The sequence below is a fragment of the Segatella hominis genome (genome assembly GCF_004535825.1).
Taxonomy (GTDB): Bacteria; Bacteroidota; Bacteroidia; order Bacteroidales; family Bacteroidaceae; genus Prevotella; species Prevotella hominis.
On the sequence record NZ_SGVY01000116.1, the window covers coordinates 1 to 1,717 of the forward strand.

General features: G+C 36.1%; 2 pseudogenes. One reads left to right on the top strand and one right to left on the bottom strand.

Annotation, left to right across the window (positions count from 1 at the left end):
- Positions 1-123: 123 nt before the first annotated feature.
- Positions 124-1,482 (top strand): annotated as a pseudogene (gene tet(36) / locus EXN75_RS17295) (tetracycline resistance ribosomal protection protein Tet(36)); the annotation flags it as partial.
- A 124-nt stretch (positions 1,483-1,606) separates the two neighbouring features.
- Here tet(36) and EXN75_RS17300 read toward each other — a convergent pair.
- Positions 1,607-1,717 (bottom strand): annotated as a pseudogene (locus tag EXN75_RS17300) (IS982 family transposase); the annotation flags it as partial.

Sequence of the window (1,717 nt, forward strand, 5' to 3'; positions counted from 1 at the left end):
GTTTTATCTTTATTGTTTAGCGATTATAAAGATACTCATTTTCTGTGAGTTATACAAACTTCAGAGCCTTTTTTATTCCAAAATTACGTTAAATCACGCTTGTGAATTTTCACTTGCGAAACTTTAGAAAAATACTTAAGCGATACGCAACTCTCAAATTCAGACTATTGGAGTTCAATGATTCATCTTGTTCAATTCGCTAAACTACATCCTATCTACCATGGCTCAGCAATGTATGGCATTGGTATCGAAGATTTGCTAAACTCAATCACTACTTTTATTGAAACATCTCTACCTCAAGAGAACGATTTATCTGCCTATGTCTATAAAATTGAGCATAATAAGAAGGAACAGAAACGAGCCTATCTAAAGATTATAGGGGGAAGCCTTAGAACAAGAAAATCATACAACCTCAATGGCTCAGATGAGAATCTGAAAATAAGAAGTTTAAAGACCTTTTACGCTGGAAACGAAATAGATGTAGATGAAGTTTCTACAAACGATATTGCAATTTTAGACCATGCCGAAAGTCTGATGGTAGGTGATTATTTAGGAACAATGCCAAGTTTATTTGATAAATTGAATATTCCTAGTCCTGCTCTCAAATCATCTATACATCCTGCCAAAGTAGAGGATAGGAGTAAATTAATTTCTGCTATGAATGTATTATCGGTAGAAGATCCATCTTTAACGTTTGGTATCAATGCTGATAATAATGAGCTAGAAGTTTCTCTTTATGGAGCAACTCAACGGGAAGTTATTTTGACTTTGTTGGAGGAGCGATTTTCGGTAGATGCTTACTTTGAAGAGGTGAAAACGATTTATAAGGAACGTCTGAAAACGAAATCGGAATACACCATTCATATCGAAGTGCCACCTAATCCTTATTGGGCATCTATTGGCTTGATTATAGAACCTTTGCCAATCGGTGCGGGACTTACGATAGAGAGCGATATTTCATTGGGCTACTTGAATCAATCTTTTCAGAATGCAGTATTCGATGGAGTCAAGAAAGCCTGTGAATCGGGTTTGTATGGCTGGGAAGTAACCGACCTTAAAGTCACTTTTTCTCACGGAATCTATTATAGTCCAGTGAGCACACCTGCCGACTTTAGAAGTTTAGCTCCCTATGTTTTTCGATTGGCTTTACAACAAGCTGATGTTGAGTTGTTGGAGCCAATCTTAGATTTTAAATTGCAAATTCCAATAGCTGTGAATGCTAGGGCTATTACAGACATCAACAAGATGCAAGGCGAAATATCTACTATTACTTCAGATGGTGATTGGACTACTATTTTGGGTGAAATTCCTTTAGATACTAGTAAAGAATACTCAGCAGAAGTCAGCTCCTACACTCAAGGCTTGGGCATTTTTGTTACTCGATTTTCGGGCTATCAAATCACCAATAAAAAGGTAAGCAGAAGTGTAGAACTGAATGAAAAAGATAAATTGATGTATATGTGTGAGAAGGAATTAGGATAAGAGAATGATAAGCAAAATAATCAAAGAATGCATTCTCGCACTATTTTTGTATCTTGTTCCTACAAATTAACTATACAATTATGTCTGAAAGAAAAATCCCTATATATCTAACCCGTTGGCGGAATTAATTTAGCGCATACTTAACCCTGCCAACCGGTCTGTTGTTTACATAATTAATATATTGCAAGACTGTAAATGCGCTGATTTTCCCGATGATTCGGGTAAACAGTCCTAG